This is a genomic window from Microcoleus sp. Z1_A1, assembly GCF_036700305.1.
Taxonomy (GTDB): Bacteria; Cyanobacteriota; Cyanobacteriia; order Cyanobacteriales; family Microcoleaceae; genus Microcoleus.
The window spans coordinates 1-1790 of the sequence record NZ_JAUBOR010000106.1 but is presented as its reverse complement, the minus strand read 5'-3'; the positions used below and the strand labels follow the sequence as shown (position 1 = coordinate 1790).

The following is a 1790-nucleotide window of genomic DNA, read 5'->3' as shown; positions in this document are numbered from 1 at the left end:
ACAGTTACAGTAACAGAGCGGCCTAAAGCTTTAGTAACGATCCGCTGCACGCATTCAAGGTGACTCTGAAACTTGTTGGCGTATTTTCTTTCTACTACTAACACACATGAATCAGCAGAAAGTTCGGCAATTTGAGCGCGGTTTAAGAGGCTACGATTGCCTGGTTTCGCTGCTGCTACTACTTGCGCCCAAGTTGTCTCAAAGTCAGGAGAATATGCCTCTATTTTTTGAGGGGTTTTATCAAATTTGTCGGGCTGATTAGATGGGAAAGTTGCCGGCAATCGCATTTCCTTGGCTACAGGTTTGCTTGACAGCATCAAGTTCAGCAGGCAAACTTCTAACCACGTAGCTGCATTGGTGCTAGTTCTCAATTGAAATTCTGATTTCTGCAATTGTGCACAAGCCGCATCAATTGTTTCAAAATCGAGATGAAGAGCGAGCGAGCGCAGTTGTGAGTAGCCTACTGGCCCTGCAATTAAATTCTGGCAGTGGCGCGTTGATTTGACAATGAGCAAATCTCTCATTGCTGCTAGCAAGCTGCTGAGAATAAGTTTAGGGGTTTTGCCGCTGTCAATGAGCGTTCTCGAAGATTGCAGTACGCTTAAGGTATCGGCAGAATGAATGGCTTTGAGAAGGGCGATCGACTCTTGCTCGCTGATGCTGCCAGATACTTCTGCAACTTGAGTTAGGGTAATCTCTGAGTTTAGCAGTGAAAGCTGAGAGAGTAATTGCAAGGCATCTCTTAACCCTCCGTCGCAGGTGCGAGCGATCGCCCGCATGGCCTCACTTGCGATCTCAATAGATTCAGCAGTGCTAATTTTGTGCAATTGTCCGACAATAGCATCAACTGACAAGGCTCGGAAGTTAAAAGTTTGGCAGCGGGAGATAATTGTCGGCAGGACTTTATGTGCTTCAGTCGTACAGAGAATAAACACCACATGAGCCGGAGGTTCTTCAAGGCATTTGAGGAGAGCATTTTGAGCGCTGGTACTGAGTTGGTGGCACTCGTCTAAAATCCAGATGCGGTAAGGGATCATCGCTGGCGCAAAGTTGCTGTGTTGTATTAATTCTCTGGCATCATCCACGCCATTGTGAGAGGCAGCATCGATTTCAGTTACGTCTAAGCTTGAACAGGAGTCAATGGTTTTGCAGCTTGAACATTCCCCGCAAGGAGTGGCGGTTGGCTTTTTGCTATTCAAACAATTGAGGGATTTAGCAAGAATGCGAGCGGTTGAAGTTTTGCCTGTTCCTCTGGGGCCAGTAAATAGGTAAGCTTGAGCAATTTTGTTGGAGGTGATGGCATTGGTCAGGGTTGTTTTGATGGTGTCTTGACCCACTAATTCTTGGAGGTTTTTGGGTCGGTATTTGAGGTGCAGTGGTTGGTACATTTTGAGTCGTTAGAATACTTCTGGTAACTATTCCCCGATAGGGGAGGCGTGAGCCGTGCCTGAAATTAAACTCATATTTTTTGCAGGAGAGGGCATCAAATTTAGATGCCACTCCCACATGCACGACTATTCTTGCGGAGCGACAATATATTCGCACTCCTTAGCCTCTGTACCCGACGCAGGCGTTCCAAACGGTGCAATCAGTAGGGGAGTAGTAGGAGTTGCCATTAACACCCGCAAATCAGAGCTGGAAATCGCTTTGGCTGTATCAATCAAATAGCGGATGTCGCACTTGAGACAAAACTCACAGCCCCAGAGTTTAGCAGTAGAAGTTCACGGGGGTAGCAAAAACCCAAAAAATCTGATAAGGTGAGGCACATGGAGAAGACAGTGCCGGAATTA

General features: G+C 46.7%; 1 protein-coding gene. It reads right to left on the bottom strand.

The genetic code is table 11. From position 1 onward, the window contains the following. The coding region (gene dnaX, locus QT973_RS26920) for a DNA polymerase III subunit gamma/tau (protein WP_333392573.1) at positions 1–1388 on the bottom strand (1388 nt) is incomplete at its 3' end. Positions 1389–1790 lie beyond the last annotated feature (402 nt).